The organism is Streptomyces sp. NPDC003697, assembly GCF_053587115.1.
Window position 1 is genome coordinate 69387 of record NZ_JBSFNN010000007.1, and the last position, 15362, is coordinate 84748.

Annotated in this window: 15 protein-coding genes, 1 tRNA gene and 1 pseudogene; 11 read left to right on the plus strand and 6 right to left on the minus strand. The window is 71.0% G+C overall.

What is annotated here, in order from left to right; all coding sequences use genetic code 11:
• The first annotated feature begins 32 nt into the window (after positions 1–32).
• Positions 33–788, plus strand: coding sequence for a DUF6585 family protein (locus tag ACWDNY_RS04720; protein ID WP_451644253.1), 756 nt, complete (start codon positions 33–35; stop codon positions 786–788).
• A gap of 1209 nt (positions 789–1997) precedes the next feature.
• Here the strand turns inward: ACWDNY_RS04720 and ACWDNY_RS04725 are convergent.
• Together ACWDNY_RS04725 and ACWDNY_RS04730 are read right to left on the minus strand one after the other, a co-directional pair.
• Positions 1998–2285: a hypothetical protein gene (locus ACWDNY_RS04725; RefSeq protein WP_451644254.1), complete on the minus strand. Its 288-nt coding sequence runs from the start codon at positions 2283–2285 to the stop codon at positions 1998–2000.
• 193 nt (positions 2286–2478) lie between these two features.
• Positions 2479–2832, minus strand: coding sequence for a DUF6344 domain-containing protein (locus ACWDNY_RS04730; RefSeq protein WP_451644255.1), 354 nt, complete (start codon positions 2830–2832; stop codon positions 2479–2481).
• Positions 2833–3168: 336 nt separating this feature from the next.
• On the opposite strand from ACWDNY_RS04730, the gene ACWDNY_RS04735 reads away from it, so the two are divergent.
• Positions 3169–3297, plus strand: a complete 129-nt coding sequence (locus ACWDNY_RS04735; RefSeq protein WP_003999697.1) for a DLW-39 family protein — start codon at positions 3169–3171, stop codon at positions 3295–3297.
• Between the two features lie 238 nt (positions 3298–3535).
• Positions 3536–4852, plus strand: a complete 1317-nt coding sequence (locus ACWDNY_RS04740; RefSeq protein WP_451644256.1) for a hypothetical protein — start codon at positions 3536–3538, stop codon at positions 4850–4852.
• A gap of 1296 nt (positions 4853–6148) precedes the next feature.
• Here ACWDNY_RS04740 and ACWDNY_RS04745 read toward each other — a convergent pair.
• Positions 6149–7060, minus strand: a pseudogene (locus ACWDNY_RS04745) (serine/threonine-protein kinase); the annotation flags it as partial.
• Positions 7061–7136: 76 nt separating this feature from the next.
• Complete coding sequence (locus tag ACWDNY_RS04750; protein ID WP_451644257.1) at positions 7137–7685, minus strand: helix-turn-helix domain-containing protein; 549 nt, start codon at positions 7683–7685, stop codon at positions 7137–7139.
• A gap of 183 nt (positions 7686–7868) precedes the next feature.
• Here ACWDNY_RS04750 and ACWDNY_RS04755 point away from each other — a divergent pair.
• A tRNA-Ala gene (locus tag ACWDNY_RS04755) sits at positions 7869–7941 on the plus strand.
• Between the two features lie 84 nt (positions 7942–8025).
• Here ACWDNY_RS04755 and ACWDNY_RS04760 read toward each other — a convergent pair.
• Entirely contained in the window at positions 8026–8727 is a 702-nt protein-coding gene (locus ACWDNY_RS04760) for a DUF5324 family protein (RefSeq protein WP_451644258.1), read from the minus strand.
• Between the two features lie 382 nt (positions 8728–9109).
• Between ACWDNY_RS04760 and ACWDNY_RS04765 the strand changes: the two genes are divergently transcribed.
• Together ACWDNY_RS04765 and ACWDNY_RS04770 are read left to right on the plus strand one after the other, a co-directional pair.
• Positions 9110–9643 carry a peptidylprolyl isomerase gene (locus tag ACWDNY_RS04765; protein WP_451644259.1) on the plus strand — a complete coding sequence of 178 codons (534 nt, stop codon included), beginning with the start codon at positions 9110–9112 and terminating at the stop codon, positions 9641–9643.
• An 89-nt stretch (positions 9644–9732) separates the two neighbouring features.
• Complete coding sequence (locus tag ACWDNY_RS04770) at positions 9733–10629, plus strand: rhomboid family intramembrane serine protease (RefSeq protein ID WP_451644261.1); 897 nt, start codon at positions 9733–9735, stop codon at positions 10627–10629.
• Positions 10630–11185: 556 nt separating this feature from the next.
• On the opposite strand, the gene crgA is transcribed toward ACWDNY_RS04770, so the two are convergent.
• A complete protein-coding gene (gene crgA, locus ACWDNY_RS04775) occupies positions 11186–11440 on the minus strand; it encodes a cell division protein CrgA (protein ID WP_451644262.1) in 255 nt (84 codons plus the stop codon).
• Positions 11441–11580: 140 nt separating this feature from the next.
• Here crgA and ACWDNY_RS04780 point away from each other — a divergent pair, with 140 nt between their 5' ends.
• The 5 genes from ACWDNY_RS04780 (at position 11581) to ACWDNY_RS04800 (ending at position 15320) form a co-directional block, all read left to right on the plus strand.
• A complete protein-coding gene (locus ACWDNY_RS04780) occupies positions 11581–12360 on the plus strand; it encodes a DUF881 domain-containing protein (RefSeq protein WP_451644263.1) in 780 nt (259 codons plus the stop codon).
• 140 nt (positions 12361–12500) lie between these two features.
• Positions 12501–12698 carry a hypothetical protein gene (locus ACWDNY_RS04785; protein ID WP_451644313.1) on the plus strand — a complete coding sequence of 66 codons (198 nt, stop codon included), beginning with the start codon at positions 12501–12503 and terminating at the stop codon, positions 12696–12698.
• A complete protein-coding gene (locus ACWDNY_RS04790; protein ID WP_451644264.1) occupies positions 12695–13333 on the plus strand; it encodes an aminodeoxychorismate/anthranilate synthase component II in 639 nt (212 codons plus the stop codon). Before ACWDNY_RS04785 ends, ACWDNY_RS04790 begins: the two co-directional genes overlap by 4 nt.
• A complete protein-coding gene (locus ACWDNY_RS04795) occupies positions 13330–14538 on the plus strand; it encodes a class E sortase (RefSeq protein ID WP_451644265.1) in 1209 nt (402 codons plus the stop codon). Before ACWDNY_RS04790 ends, ACWDNY_RS04795 begins: the two co-directional genes overlap by 4 nt.
• Before the next feature lie 14 nt (positions 14539–14552).
• Entirely contained in the window at positions 14553–15320 is a 768-nt protein-coding gene (locus ACWDNY_RS04800; protein ID WP_451644266.1) for a class E sortase, read from the plus strand.
• Positions 15321–15362 lie beyond the last annotated feature (42 nt).

A 15362-nucleotide genomic window follows, 5' to 3' on the forward strand; every position in this document is an offset into this window, starting at 1 on the left:
TTTCTGAAACGCCACGGTAGGGAGCACGACTCATGGTGGAATCCGCCGCTCAGCAAGAGGCCGGGCAGACATCAGCCCCCCAGACGGCACCTCTGGGAACCGAAGGGCTCGGACAACTGCGTGAGACGTTCCTGCCCAAGCGTGTCGGCCCTGTGCGGATCGCTGCCCTTCTGCTCATGGGCACCGTTTCCCTGATCCTTCCTCCCCTGGGCGCCTACTTCCTCTGGCTCGCTGCCCAGACGCCCAATCTCTCGCGCAAACAGGCTGCCCGCCGACTGCACCTCTTCGAACATGGCCTGGCCGAGGTGGGGAAGAGCGGCGAAGTGTCCGTTTTCCGCTGGGACACGATGACGGTGCTTCAGGAGATCACCGAGCGGTACGCAAACGGCATATATGTCGGCACCACCTACGTCTACACGCTCTATCGCGCGGACGGTACGACGCTCAAGGTGACCGGCTTCTACGACCAGCCCGAGCGCTGGGGCCCGGCGTTGCAGCAGGAGATCACCCGGGCACAGCTCCCCGGACTGCTCGCCGGGCTGGAGCAGGGCGGCACCCTGACCTACGGGGAGCTCTCGGTCAACCTGGGCGGTGTGGCCACCTCAAAGGGCAGCCTGACGTGGCCGCAGATCGAGAAGGCCGAGCTCTCACAGGGGGTGCTGGTGCTGCGCAAGGTCGGCAAGAAACTGCCCTGGGCAAGGATGCCGGTCAAGAAGATCCCGAATCTCTTCCTCTTCCTCACCCTCGTGGAGCAGCTCCGATACCGCGGGCCGCGCCAGGACGCCTGACCGCCGGAGCGCGGTCAAGGGCAACGCATGGCAGTGCAGTCGCAGATGTGGAGCCCTCCCCAGCCGGCGTACTGCTGCTTCGCGCCATTGATCATCCTGGATGAAAGAGTCCCCCCGCCTGGAAAGAGCCGGACGGGACGTGTTCATTACTGGCATTGGTCGATGCTCAGAGTCCACGTATCGTCATGCCGTGAAGAGGCGGCGCTGGTGGTCCGTGATCGGCTTTTGGGTTATGTGGTGGGCGGCTGTCACCGCTGTCTTCTGGCTCCTGGGCAAGGTGCTCGGTCAGCCGGCGAGCCTTGTGGGGTGCGCGGCGAGTGCTGCGCTGGTGATCGTCGTGGGTGAGATCGGTGACCGAGTACGGCGCCGCCGCTTCCAGCCTCGCCGCGAGGTGGGCTGATCAGAGGGCCTGTGCGGGGAGCGGGGAGCATGCCGATCGCTCCTCCGCGCGGCCTCGGCCGACGGCGTCAGTGAGGTCCAGACCCCGTTCGTCGCATCGGCGACAAGACCCCCGGTCCCCCAGGTCCGGGGGTCCTCTGCGTGCACGGCTGGCAATCCGGTGGCGGTGGGAAACCCTGGGCCGCGTGGCGTCACATGAGCGTCACGCAGGGATCACGCCGACGTGACGGCTCCTTCCCCAGGATGGCGAGGGAGGGAAGAGGTCTCGGCATGCTCGCGCCTGCCGCGCCCTGCGCCGGGACTTCCTCGTCGACGAATGGAGACACCCATGCGAAAAGGGAAGACGCTGGCCGCCGCCGCAACGATCGCACTGGCTGCGGGGGCGACCGCTGTCTCTGCTTCGCAGACTTCTGCAGTTCCGACCCAGACGTGCCGGCTGGCCGGTGGCACCTTGTCCGGACAGGGGTTCAATACCGGCACGACGACATACCCGGTCATGCGCGGGGGGACGTCCCTCGGCACCGTCACGGGGCAGAACGGTAGTTTCCAGGCGGCTCTCGCGGGTGGAGGTCCGGTCTCCGTGGCGGGTGTGCCGTGCTCCGCACCGGCAGGGGAATCCGCAGGGGGCGGGTCAGCCGCAGCGGCCCAGGCAGCAGCCGCACAGGCGGTGAGGAGGGGCGCGACCCCTGCACAGGCCGCCGCAGCCGCACGGGCCGCAGCACCCGGCGTACCGCAGACGGTGCTCAACAGCGTGGTGAACACCGCGATCCAGAACAACACCCAGAATGTGACGAACAACAACGTACCAAGTCAGCCGACGACGGGGCCGACCACGGGGCCCACCACGGGGCCGACGACGGGGCCGACCACGGGGCCGACCACGGGGCCGACGACGGGGCCGACCACGGGGCCGACGACGGGGCCGACCACGGGGCCGACGACGGGGCCGACGACGGGGCCGACCACGGGGCCGACGACGGGGCCGACCACGGGGCCGACGACGGCGCCCACCACGGGGCCGACCATGGCGCCCACCACGGGGCCGACCACGGGGCCGACCATGGCGCCGCCCACGGCGCCGATCATGGCGCCGCCCATGGAGCCGACGAGCTAGTTCCCGGCAACGTAGTGGAGAGGTGTGCCCGCCTCACCAGAGCTCTCAAGGAGGCATGACAAAGATCCCCGGTCGTGGTGACCGGGGATCTTCGTGGGTCGAGGCGGTGCTGTACGCAAGATCGCCGTTCTTGTCATGGGTTCCGGAAGGCGGCACCGCGGTGCCGCGTCGGCGCTGTCAGCGCTGGAGGGGAATCGTCGGTCTGACCGGCGGTACGTCGGGGACGCACAGGGCGTCGGTCATCTCGGCGGGCTCCTCGGTCGTCGGGCGGTGCCGGCAGCTGGGGCTCTTTCCGTGGGCCTCGGCGCGGATGCGCTGTTTCATCGTGGGGGGCAGTGACCTGGCGTGAACGCGGGACCACGGGGATGTCGACTGGGCCGGCACCGGAACCGTGCTCTTCGGTGCCGTCTCGGGCTGCGACGCGGTCGGCGCCGCGGCGGCGGTCGTCGTGGTGAATCCGAGCGCCGTGCACAGCGCGAGGAAGACGGTGACGATGGTGGTCCACACCTTCATGACCTTGCTCTGGTCCATGGCCCCTCACTTTCGGGTCGGGCAATTTGCGTACGTTGCCCATGATGTGTATGGGGGCCGCGAAGTGGTGGACCGACGCCCGTGTCACAGGGATCTTCGGATGAACACCACTCGTATGGACCCACAGACTCAGAAAACGTAAGAAGAGGGGCAAGACTCGCCAAACTTCACCGTCCGTGGAGGTGTGATCACTCTCCGATCCGGTCGGCGCGTGCCCGCCTACGGTGCGGCCGCGACCGGGAGTTGGGGCCCGACTCAGGTCACTGATCGGTATCGGCCGGTGTGTATAGTCGGGCGCCAGAGGTCCCCTACGTCAAGGAAAGACGAGGTCGCGCGGTGAAGAAGCTTCTCCTGGTCGCACTGGCCGCCATCGGCGGGCTCCTCGTGTACCGCCAGATCCAGGCGGATCGCGCCGAGCAGGATCTGTGGACGGAGGCGACTGACTCCGTGCCCACGGGTTCGTGAGTACCTGCATCCCGATCTGAACAGGCCCCGGCCGCCCCTCGCGGTCGGGGTTTTGTGTTGCCCGGGCCGGCCGCGGCCCGGGCTCTCGTGTTGCGGGGCACGGACGCGTCGGGTACGCGTCGCCGCGCGGAGCCGCGTGTCGGACGCATCAGCGGATTGTGCGGATGGCGTACCGCCGCACGGGGCAGGATGGGCGACGTCCCGGAGCGGCGAGGGGGAGGTGCGGGTGGTGCGCGTGATGGTGCGTCGTAAGGGGGGACGGCGCGCGGGGACCGGGCGCGGCCGCCCGGCCGGTGCTGCCCGCACGGCCGTGGTCGCGGCGGCGCTGTCCCTGGTGGCACTTTCTGGCCACACCGCGGTCGCCGCCGGGTCACCGGAACCGTACGCCTTCGCCGACGACGCCCGGTCCGTCACCGGCGCGACGAGCCCCGCCGGCGCCGAACGCCTCGAGCCCGGCCGTACGTACACCAGCTCCCTGCCGGCCCACGGCAAGGTCTACTACCGCCTCGACCTCGACGACACCTCCAGCGCCTACGTCTCCGCGACCGCCGTTCCCCGGCCCGGATCCACGGTGGCCGCCACCGACGGACTGCGGGTGTCGGTCCAGGCCGCCGACGGCACCTCCTGCTCCTTCCAGAGCGCCCGCTTCGGCGCGAGCCACAGCGCGCATCCGATCGCCGCGTGGGGAGCACGCGAGGTCCTTCCCGGCCGGGTGCTCTGCCAGGGCGCCGGCACCTTCCACGTCGTCGTCGAACGCACCGACGCCAAGGGCTCGTCACCGGACGACTGGGCGCTGGAACTGGTCCCCGTGACGGAGCCGCCCCTGGCACGGTCCGGTGCGAGCAGGGCCCCCGGGGCATGGGACTCGGCCTCGCCCGCACCGGTGGCCGGAAATCCGGTGGAACGGGCGGGCGGTGGCGGGTTCGCCACGGCGAGCAGGGTGGGCCAGGGGGTCTGGCGGACCCGGCTGCGGCCCGGGCAGACGCTCTTCTACGCGGTGCCGGTCGACTGGGGGCAGCAGCTGAACGTCCTTGCCGAGCTGGGAGGTTCGAGCGGAGTCCGCGGTTATGTGACCGGAGCGCTGACCCTGTCCCTCTACAACCCGGCCCGGGGGTCCGTCGCGGACGCGAGCGACGGCTACGACGGGCGGCAGGCGTCCGCCGCCTCCCCACCACTGCCGCCCGTGTCCTATTCCAACCGGTTCGGCTTCTCCGACCAGGTGAAGGCCACGCGGTTCGCCGGCCGCTACTACGTGGTGGTGCACCTGGCCGGGAAGACGGCGGAACAGTTCGGCGACGGCCCGTTCGAGCTGACCCTGCGCGTCCGGGTCGGCGGCGCGGCGCGGTCCGGGCCCGGATACGCCGGGCAGTCCGCACCGCGGGACCTGTTCGCGGTCACGTCCCGGGACCGGGCCGCGGCGACGGCCGGGGGGACCTGGGCGCCCGGTGAGGCCGCGCTGTGGGCGCTCGCCGTGGGTGGGATCGGTGCCGGAACGGTCCTGCTGGCCGGACTCGGGGTGTGGACCGCCGTGGCCAGACGCCGGGCGGAGGCCTGACGGCGCCCCGGCGCCTCACAGACGCGTCAGAGCCCAGAAGCCCACGGCGTAGCACGCCAGTGCGAGCAACAGCAGCGGGATCGCGACCGCGGGGGGCGGGCCGGGACGACGGGGGCGCGCGGCTCGGTGGCGGGACGTCCTGCGCCCCGGCGTGGGCTCCGGGTGCGGTGTGCCGGGCGGGTGGGGCGCGCCCGGCGTCTGCGGGACCTCGGCGGTGTACACGGCGGTGGAGGTGTCGCCGTCCTGCCCTGGCGCCGGAGCGGGGAGGCCGGCGGAATGAGGCGGAGGCGGTGACCCCCGGTGGGGCAGAGGGTGCGTGGGGTCGTGGGGGGAGAAGCGGGGGGCGGCGGGAACCGCGGGCGGGAGCGGGGCGCTGAACCCGGGGCGGGGAGCCGCGGGGGACTCGGCACCGGCGGTGTGCCCGTGCCACGGACGTCCGGGCTCGGGTTGCCGGGGCCGGGGCGGGGGTGAACCGTCCCGTCCGCCGGGTGACCGCGGCACAGAGCCGGTGACCTGGGGCGGAGGCAGGTGGAAGCTGCCGGTGTCCGACATCGTGGACGCCCCGGTGGACGTGGACGTGGACGCGGAGGCGTCGAGCGGTGGGGCGGGGCTCGGATCGTGCGCGGTGCGGGGGGTGTGGTTCCCGTCGTGCGGGGCGTGGCCTCCGGGGTCGTGCCGCTCGGAGCCGCCCGGGCCGCGGGGGGCGTGCCGGCTGGGATCCTGCGGTGCGTGGCTCCCCGGGCGGTGCGGGGTGCGGGGGGCATGGCTCCCGGAGTCGTGCGGGTCGTGGGGACAGTGCCGGCTCGACTCGTGCGGGGCGTCGCCGCCGGCCTCCGGCTGCGCCGGCCGGCCGGTACGGCCCCGGCTCCCGGCGCCGTCGCCACCGTGCGCTCCTGTGCCGTGGCCGCCGCGCAGCCCCGTGTCGTGGCCGATCCCGCCCTGGCGGACCGCCTCAGGACCGCTCACTGCGCCGTCACCGCTGCCGCCACTGTCCTGGAGAACCGCCTCCCCGCCGCCACCCGTGCCGTCGCCGTCTCCGTCGGCCACGTCCTGGCCGTCCTCCGCGCTGCCGTCGCCGTGGGGTCCCGTGTCGTGGACCGGGCCGGTGCCGTGGGCGAGGTGGTCCTCGCCGCCGGGCAGGGCGGACCGCGCGTCCGGGCCCTGGCCCTCCCCGGGCACGGCGGCCCGCCCCTCGGGCGGTCGCGGCGGCTCCGCGTCCCGCGCCCGGACTGCTTCCCCGGCCCCCGTCCACGCCGCCGCCGTGCGCGCCGCCGAGGTCGAGCCCGTCGCTCCTGCCGTGTGCACCACCGCCACGCCCGGGCTGCGTTCGAGGGGGCCGTCGGGGGCGAAACCCGGGGGCAGTGGGCCCACTTGGTCGAAGATCTCGACGAGTTCGTCGTCGGGCCCGGGCTCGGGGAGGAGTTCGGCGGCCGCGGCCAGCGCCCTGCGCGCACCCGTCGCCGTACGGAACCGGGCTGCCGGATCCGGTTGCAGCAGCGCGGCCACGACCTGCCAGAGGGGCTCGGGGACGCCTTTCGGCGCGCCCGGCGTGCCGTGCTCGGTGAAGTACTCGACGAGCGCCTTGGCGTCGGGCTTCGCGCCCTGCAGGAGGTAGAGGGCGACCAGGCCGACGGCGAACAGGTCCGCCGGGAAGTCCGGTTCCGCGCCCATCATCTGCTCCGGCGCGAGGTAACCCGGCGTTCCCACCACGAGGTTGGTCTCCGTCAGCCGTGGCTCGCCCAGCCGCATCGCTATGCCGAAGTCGGACAGACGCAGCCGGGGGAGGGCGGTGCCGGTGGCCTCCAGCAGCACGTTGGCGGGCTTGACGTCACGGTGCACCACGCCCTCCGCGTGCACCGCGGCCAGCCCCGACAGCAACTGGTCGAGCAGGGTGCACACGAACGCCGGGGGCAGCGGCCCGTAGTCCCCGACCAGGTGGACCAGCGATCCGCCGGTCACCAGGTCCATCGTGAACAGGACCTTGTCGTCGTCGGCGGCCCAGCTGGCCGGCGCGAGCACATGGGGGTGGTCGATCCTCAGGGCCTGTTCCCGGACGAAGCGGAGCAGGGAGTGCGCGTCGCGCTGCTGCAGGACCTTGGCGGCCACGTAGCGGCGGCGGCGGTGGTCCCAGGCGCGCCAGACCGCGCCGACCCCGCCGCGTCCGATCGGGTCGACCAGTTCGTACCGGCCGGCGAAGACCTCACCCATGGCTGTGTGTCGCTCCTCCCCCTGAGACCGGCACGTCCGGGCCCACCGATCCCCCCGTGGTCGCCGGGTGCGGGCCTCAGCTCTGGTGCGCCTGGTAGTGCGCGACGGCGTCGGAGGTGCGGCCGGCGCCGTACACGCGGAGGAACTCGGCCAGTTCCGGATGGGTCGGGGCGAGGGAGTCCGCGGCATCGATGATGTCCCCGGCGGCGGCGACGGAGCGCAGCAGCGACTGGATCTCACGCACCACCCGCTTCACCGTGGGCGCTCCCGAACTGACCGTCGTCTGCGTGGTGTTGCTGAGCACCGAGCCCCCCTGCGACCGCTTGATCTCGTCCATGCGCTCGGTGGCCTCGCCCGCACTGACGCTGCCGTCCGCCACCTGTGCCGCCAGGTCCTGCAGCAACTGCACCCGCTGCACCACCGCCGGGTTGCCGATCTTCGCGCGCTGGCCGCTCATCAGCTGCGACAGCATCGGTGCGGACAGTCCCAGTACCCCCGCCAGACGGGCCTGGTTGAGCCCCAGGTCGTCTATGAGCTTGCGGAAGAGCGCCCCCAGTGGCTCCCCGTACCAGTTCCGCTGCAGTTCCCGCGCTCTCGCGGTCGCTTCCTGCTGTGCGGCGTCCATTGCGTCTCCCCATCGCTTCCCCAAGTACCGTGGTTCGCTCCAGCGAACCACGCGGAGCATCTTACGGAGAGTGGTCGGCCACGGGGACCCCTAATCCTTTTGCGGAATCGGGGGGGTGACCCGGTACTCTGGTCTGCGGCGCCCGACCGGTAGTGGTTCTCCTGGCCGGACGCTCCTGCTTACGGGGCCTTAGCTCAGTTGGTAGAGCGCTGTCTTTGCATGGCAGATGTCAGGGGTTCGACTCCCCTAGGCTCCACAGACGAAAAGCTCCCCTGCGCGTCCACGGCTGTGGATGTGCAGGGGAGCTTCTTTCGTGCGTGCCGGCCGGTCCGGGTGGCGGTCAGCCCTGTTCGTCGCGGTCGGCGGCCTCCTCCTCGGCCTCCTTCTCCCGGACCTGGGGGTCCAGTACGGCCTGGCCGCTGCCGTCCACCGACGTCAGCCCGCCGGACTCGGGGACCTCCGTCGCCGCGGGCGGCTCGACCAGCCAGTCGGGGTTGGCCTGCTTGTCCCACCACTTCCAGGCCGCGAGCGCGCCGCCGGCGAGGGCACCCGCCACCACGAGCGCCTTCACCGCGCGTCCGGCCCTCGCCCGCCGCTGCTGGCGGCGGACCAGCCGGAGGATCTCCTTGGGCGGGACCTGGCCGCGCAGCGCGACCAGTGCGGCGGCGCCGCGCGCGGCGGCCTCCTCCTTGACGGGCCCGGCCGCGGCCACCGCCTGCTCGATCTTCGGCCGGGAGTACTCGGCGGCCTGCCGCGCGGCCTTGCGCGTGCGCGCGGCGGCTTCCTGGGCGGCCTGGTCGACCTTCGGCGGCACATGGGCGAGGGCCTGCTCCACGCGGGGGGCGACGTAGACGCCGTACTGGGCGCGGGCCTGGTCGGCGGCCAGCGACACCTTCGGCGCGAGCCGTACGCGTGCCTCGTGTGCGTAGTGTGCGGCCCTCTCCTTGGCTGTGTCGGCGTAGGGCGCCACCACGTCCGCGGCGTGCAGCACGCTCTCCTTCGCCGAGCCGGTCGCGGCGCGCACGCTGTCGATGCGGGTCACGGGTTCCTCCTCCTCGGTGGCGTACGGTGATTCGACTTTCCGCCCTTTTACGGATCATGCCTGCCGACGCGCATGGCGGCATGCGAGAGACGTCATCCGGGTCACGGATGACGACTTCCGTCCCCGCCGGCTCTTCCGATCAGGCGACTGACCGAGAGACGATCGAGGGACGATCCAGTGCAATAGCGGATGAAAAAGGGGCAACGTGATCCTGTCGTCGACAATGCCACGGATCGCCGCTCCTCGCTTGCATGCCGCGAGTACCGAAAGGGGTTTTCGCAACCGAATCCGGCGGATCCGTGCCGAGAAGCGGCCGTCGGGCGACGCACGGCGCGGGCCGTGCGAGGATCGGGGGGAACAGGAAGACAACGGAAGGCAGAACGTGGCTGAGCAGCTCTACGCCACCCTGAAGACCAACCACGGCGACATCGACGTCCGGCTCCTGCCGAACCACGCCCCGCAGACGGTCAAGAACTTCGTCCAGCTCGCCCAGGGCGAGCGGGAGTGGACCCACCCCGCCACCGGCGAGAAGTCCACGGCGAAGCTCTACGACGGCACGGTCTTCCACCGGGTGATCAGCGGTTTCATGATCCAGGGCGGTGACCCGCTGGGCAACGGCACCGGCGGTCCCGGCTACCAGTTCGCGGATGAGTTCCACCCGGACCTCTCGTTCGACAGGCCCTACCTGCTGGCGATGGCCAACGCGGGTCCGGGCACCAACGGCTCGCAGTTCTTCATCACCGTCGCCCCGTCGACGTGGCTGAACCGCAAGCACACCATTTTCGGTGAGGTCGTCGACGCGTCGAGCCAGAAGGTCATCGACTCCATCGCGACCACGCAGACCAACCCGCGCACCGACCGTCCGCTCAACGACGTCGTCATCGAGTCGGTCGTCGTGGAGACCCGCGAGGGCTGAGCCCGAGAGGTCCCCGAGGGAACCAAACGCCCCGCTCGTCCGTATGGATGGGCGGGGCGGTGCGTTGCACACGATGACGAGGGGATCGCATGGATCAGGCGCCAGGCAATCCGCAGGGCCCGCAGGACGCCCACGTCCTGCCCACCTGCTACCGCCACCCGGGCCGTGAGACCGGTGTGCGCTGCACCCGCTGCGAGCGGCCGATCTGCCCGGAGTGCATGGTCAGCGCCTCGGTGGGGTTCCAGTGCCCGGACTGCGTCCGTACCGGGTCCGGCACGGGTCACGCCCGGGACGCCTCCCGCCCGCGCACGCTCGCGGGCGGCACGGTGACCTCGGACCCGCGGCTGGTGACCAAGATCCTCATCGGCCTCAACCTCGCCCTGTTCCTCGTCCAGCTCGCCGTCGGTGACCGCTTCACCGACCGGCTGTACCTCATCGGCCAGGCCTACGTCCCGCCGCTCGGCTCGATGCAGGGGGTCGCGCAGGGCCAGTGGTACCGGCTGCTGACGTCGATGTTCCTGCACAACGGCTATGTGCACGTCCTGTTCAACATGCTCAGCCTGTGGTGGATCGGCGGCCCGCTGGAGGCGGCCCTGGGCCGGGCCCGCTACCTCGCGCTCTACTTCACCGCGGGGCTGGCGGGCAGTGCCCTCACCTATCTGATCGCCGCCCCGAACCAGGCCTCGCTCGGTGCCTCCGGCGCGATCTTCGGCCTCTTCGGCGCGACCGCGATCCTGATGCGCCGGCTGAACTACGACATGCGCCCGATCATCGCCCTGCTGGCGATCAACCTGATCTTCACCTTCGGGTGGAGCAACATCGCCTGGCAGGCGCACATCGGCGGCCTGGTCGCCGGTCTCGTGGTGGGGTACGCGATGGTCCACGCCCCGCGCCGGCACCGGGGCCTGATCCAGTACGGCGTCTGCGCCCTGGTACTGGGGGCTGTGGTGGTCCTGGCCCTGGTGAGAACGGCCCAGCTCGCCTGAGGTCGAACCGTTGTCCACAGCGTGTGCCGGGTCCTGTGCATACGGTGCGGGAACATCTGTGCCTCCTGTCGCTCACCTGGGTTTGCGCAGGTCAGGCGGGTTGTAGTGACGGGGCCGGAGGCGGTGCGACAGTCGTACCGGCGTCAATGCTCAACGGGTTATCCACAGATCGGTTGGCTTTTCCCCAGGTGAGTGTGGAAATTCGACCGGGGCTGTGGATAACTCGGCGGACAACCCTCCGTGGAGCGGGGTTCACCGGAAAGCCGGCGCGGCTTCTCCTCGCTCGCGGGCGCTTGCGGACGCCTTCTCGCCGACCGGGGTTCTTGACTGCCCGGCCGGAGAGAACGCCGTATTCGTGCGCAAAGGGCCGCCACGTACAGAGCGGGCCGCCGCCGCGTTCGCGCGTGGCGGGTCACCTCGTCGCGGATCGACGGGTGACCGCACCGCGGACGAAAGACCCGCCGCACCGCGGACGAAAGACCCGCCGCACCGCGGACGAAGGAAGCACCGCGCCTCGCCGAAACAGGGGCTTACCGCCCCGCAGTCCGGAAAGCCGTCACTTCCACTGGGTGGAGACGGCGAATCCGGCGGCGATGAAGCCGAAGCCCACCACGATGTTCCAGTTGTCCAGGGCGTCGATGGGCAGCGAGCCGTCGGTCACGTAGAAGACGACGATCCACGCCAGGCCGATGAGGAACATGGCCAGCATGACGGGCGCGACCCAGCCGCGGCTCTCCAGCTTGATGGTCGCAGCCTGCTTCGCCGGCGGCGGCGTGTAGTCGGCCTTCTTGCGGATACGTGACTTCGGCACGAGGGTCTCTCCTGTCGATGCGCTGCGTGGCCGCGCAGGGAACTGGGCTGGCTCGGGGCAGCGTACAAGGGGACGCTGAGCGCTCCCCCGGGCGTCCGTTAGCGTAGTGCTTCCACGGCGCCGAAGGAGATAAGGGTACGTTGAGCAATTCTGCCGACTCCCCCGGGGCGAGTTCCACCCCCGTCCGCACACGCCGTCCGAGGCCCGTGCGGATCCTCACCGGGGCCGTGTTCGCGCTCGCCGGGCTCATCTTCTTCACGAGCTTCGACACGGCGAAGGGCACCAACATCCGCACGGACACGTCCCTGCTGAAGCTGTCCGACCTGATCCAGGAGCGCAGCCACAAGAACAAGGAGCTGGACGACTCCAACGCGGCCCTGCGCGACGACGTCGAGACACTCGCCGAACGCGACAACGGCAGCACGAAGGCCCAGGACGACCAGCTCGCCGGACTGGAGAAAAACGCCGGCACCCGGCCGCTCAAGGGCAGGGCGATCACCGTCACGCTGAACGACGCGCCGCCCAACGCCACCGCGAAGCTGCCCGGCTACCCCGAGCCGCAGCCCGACTACCTGGTCATCCACCAGCAGGACCTGCAGGCCGTCGTCAACGCCCTGTGGCAGGGCGGCGCCCAGGGCATCAAGGTCATGGACCAGCGGCTGATCTCCACCAGCGCGGTGCGCTGCGTGGGCAACACGCTGATCCTCCAGGGCCGCGTCTACTCGCCGCCGTACAGGATCACGGCGGTCGGTGACCCGGACCGGCTGAAGCGGGCGCTCGCCGACTCCCCGGCGATCCAGAACTACATGGTCTACGTCAACGTCTACGGTCTCGGCTGGAAGGTCACCGAGGACGGCACGGTGACGCTGCCCGGCTACTCGGGCGCGGTCGACCTCCACTACGCGCAGCCCGCCGGATAGCAGGGCGGACCGGTTCCGTGGACGGTTGCCCGACCGGCCGTCGGCGGGAACACGCGGACCGTGCTTCGGTTTCACGTGGAACAAGCCCGCGGAGGCCGGGGAACCGGAGCCGCCGCGCCGTTAGTCTGGTGCCCTACGGCGTGAGTCTGGTGCCGTGGTGCGACGAAAGGGACGGCATGTACGGCTGGATCTGGCGGCATCTGCCGGGTAACGCGTTGATCAGGGCGCTGATCTCACTGGTGCTGGTGCTGGCCGTGGTCTACGTCCTGTTCCAGTACGTCTTCCCGTGGGCCGAGCCGCTGCTTCCCTTCAACGATGTGACGGTGGACAACCAGTGAGCGCCCGGATTCTCGTCGTCGACAACTACGACAGCTTCGTCTTCAACCTCGTCCAGTACCTCTACCAGCTCGGTGCCGAGTGCGAGGTCGTGCGCAACGACGAGGTGTCGACGGCGCACGCGCGGGACGGCTTCGACGGGGTGCTGCTGTCACCCGGGCCGGGCAAGCCGGAGGAGGCGGGGGTCTGCATCGAGATGGTGCGCCACTGCGCGGCCACCGGTGTACCCGTCTTCGGCGTGTGCCTGGGTATGCAGTCGATGCAGGTGGCGTACGGAGGTGTCGTCGACCGCGCGCCCCAGCTGCTGCACGGCAAGACGTCGCTGGTCGAGCACGAGGGCAAGGGCGTCTTCGCGGGCCTGCCCACGCCGTTCACGGCGACGCGCTACCACTCCCTGGCCGCCGAGCCGGCGACCGTACCGGCCGACCTGGAGGTCACGGCGCGCACGCACGACGGCATCATCATGGGCCTGCGGCACCGGGAGCATCGCGTGGAGGGCGTCCAGTTCCACCCCGAGTCGGTGCTGACCGAGCACGGACACCGGATGCTGGCCAACTGGCTGGTGGAGTGCGGCGACAGCGGAGCGGTGGCGAGGTCGGCGGGGCTCGCCCCGGTGGTGGGCAGGGCCACGGCGTGACCGCGCTGCGCCCGGAGCGCGAGACGGGCACCTCGTACGGCGGGCAGTCGTACGGGGAGCCGGGCGCGTTCGCGGGGCAGTGGTACGGCCCCGGGGCACAGGGCTCGTCGCAGCAGCGCCACGCCTCGCCGTACGCGTACGGCGACGAAGGATCGCAGCAGCCGTACACGTCCGCCCGCGAGGGGTCGTCGGGGATGCCGTACGCGTCCGCCGGCGGAGGGTCGTCGGGAACGCCGTACCTCCCCCCGGCCGACGAGGAGACCGTGGCGCTGCGGATCCCCGTCCCACCGGCGGACGAGACCCGGAGCGGGCCCCTGTCGGCCCCACAGGCCTCAGGAGCCACAGCGGGCGGTGTGCCCACGCCGGGAGGGCGCGCGGCCCGCAGAAAGGCCGCCAAGGCCCGCCATGGGCGTCGTGGCGGTGTGCCCGAAGCGCCTGCCGGAACGGGAGAGGGGCAGGAAGACGGACGGGGGGACGGGCGCTCCGCCCCCCTCTCCCGGGTCGAGGCCAGGCGTCTGGCGCGGGCCCGCAGACCGGGCCCCGGCGTCATCGCCAGCCGGGTCGTCGGCGAGCTGTTCATCACCACCGGCGTGGTGATGCTGCTGTTCGTCACCTACCAGCTGTGGTGGACCAACATCCGCGCGCACGCGCAGGCGGGTAGCGAGGCGCACCAGCTCCAGGACGACTGGGCGAGCGGGAAGCGGAACCCGGGGACGTTCGAGCCGGGCCAGGGCTTCGCCATCCTGCACATCCCCAAGCTGGACGTGGTCGTGCCGATCGCCGAGGGCATCAGCAAGACCAGGGTGCTCGACAAGGGCATGGTCGGGCACTATGCCGAGGATCCGCTCCGCACCGCGATGCCGGACGCGAAGACCGGCAACTTCGGTCTGGCGGGCCACCGCAACACGCACGGCGAGCCGTTCCGCTACATCAACAGGCTCCGGCCCGGCGACGCGATCGTCGTCGAGACGCAGGACAGGTACTTCGTCTACAAGATGGCGTCGATGCTGCCGGTGACGTCGCCGAGCAACACCACCGTCCTGGACCCCGTCCCCAGGGGGTCGGGATTCACCCGATCCGGTCGCTACATCACGCTGACCACCTGCACACCTGAGTTCACCAGCAAGTACCGGCTGATCGTCTGGGGCAAGATGGTCGAGGAACGGCCGCGCAGCAAGGGCAAGCCGGATGCGCTCGTCAGTTAAAGGGCAGATGAACAGTGGCAGCGACCGCGGACGACACCGCAGAGCACACCGACGGAACCGAAGGGCGCGGTGACGCGTCCGCCGCCGGACACCGGGCACGGCGCCGCCACGGCCCGCTGGCCCTGGCGGTCAGTGTCCTCGGTGAACTCCTCATCACGACGGGCCTCGTCCTCGGCCTGTTCGTCGTCTACTCCCTGTGGTGGACGAACGTCGTCGCCGACCGTGAGGCCGGCCACCAGGCCGACAAGGTCCGCGACACCTGGGCCCACCAGCCGGGCGGTCCCGGCGCGTTCGACAGCGGGGACGGCATCGGCTTCCTGCATGTGCCGGCCATGAAGAACGGCGACGTGCTGGTCGAGAAGGGCACCACCGCCAAGATCCTCAACGACGGCGTCGCCGGGTACTACACGGACCCCGTCAAGGCGACCCTGCCGACGAGCGGCAGGACCGGCAACTTCGCGCTCGCCGCCCATCGCGACGGCCACGGCGCGAAGTTCCACAACATCGACAAGCTGAGGAAGGGCGACCCGATCGTCTTCGAGACGAAGGACAAGTGGTACGTCTACAAGGTCTACGCCATCCTCCCCGAGACCTCGAAGTACAACGTCGAGGTGCTGACGGCGGTCCCCAAGGAGTCCGGCGTGAAGAAGGCCGGCCACTACATCACCCTGACGACCTGCACCCCGGTCTACACGAGCCGCTACCGCTACGTGGTGTGGGGCGAACTGGAGCGCGTCGACAAGGTCGACAGCGAGCGGACGCCGCCGGCGGAACTGCGCTGAGGCCGAGCGGAGACCGGCGGGCGAAGGCTGTCGAGCCGGCCG

Coding starts and splice junctions, on each gene's coding strand:
- ACWDNY_RS04730 (WP_451644255.1), bottom strand. CDS start 2,832: ATGGACCAGAGCAAGGTCATGAAGGTGTGGACCACCATCGTCACCGTC.
- ACWDNY_RS04725 (WP_451644254.1), bottom strand. CDS start 2,285: ATGGGCGGCGCCATGATCGGCGCCGTGGGCGGCGCCATGGTCGGCCCC.
- ACWDNY_RS04740 (WP_451644256.1), top strand. CDS start 3,536: ATGGTGCGTCGTAAGGGGGGACGGCGCGCGGGGACCGGGCGCGGCCGC.
- ACWDNY_RS04770 (WP_451644261.1), top strand. CDS start 9,733: ATGGATCAGGCGCCAGGCAATCCGCAGGGCCCGCAGGACGCCCACGTC.
- ACWDNY_RS04750 (WP_451644257.1), bottom strand. CDS start 7,685: ATGGACGCCGCACAGCAGGAAGCGACCGCGAGAGCGCGGGAACTGCAG.
- ACWDNY_RS04720 (WP_451644253.1), top strand. CDS start 33: ATGGTGGAATCCGCCGCTCAGCAAGAGGCCGGGCAGACATCAGCCCCC.